The 310-nt window shown below is 63.2% G+C and carries 1 protein-coding gene; it reads left to right on the top strand.

All coding sequences use genetic code 11. The features are described from left to right. Positions 1-310, top strand: a 310-nt coding sequence (locus tag HMPREF1546_RS15345; RefSeq protein ID WP_021752095.1) for a Glu/Leu/Phe/Val dehydrogenase dimerization domain-containing protein, incomplete at both ends; no start/stop codon positions are given.

Here is a 310-nt window from a genome sequence, read left to right as displayed (position 1 = left end):
AGCGGATGTTCACCTTCCGGGTGTCCTGGGAGGACGATCAGGGTCAGTGGCACACGAACATCGGCTATCGCTGCCAGTTCAACGGCGCGCTGGGACCCTACAAGGGGGGCCTGCGGTTCCAGGCCAACGTGTATCCCGGCATCATCAAGTTCCTGGGCTTTGAGCAGATCTTCAAGAACTCTCTGACGGGTCTGCCCATCGGCGGCGGCAAGGGCGGCGCGGACTTCGACCCGGTGGGGAAGTCGGACGCGGAGATCATGCGGTTCTGTCAGGCGTACATGCAGGCGCTGTACCGGTACATCGGGCCGGA

Source organism: Oscillibacter sp. KLE 1745 (genome assembly GCF_000469445.2).
Taxonomy (GTDB): Bacteria; Bacillota; Clostridia; order Oscillospirales; family Oscillospiraceae; genus Oscillibacter; species Oscillibacter welbionis.
This window is presented reverse-complemented; position numbering and strand designations above follow the sequence as displayed.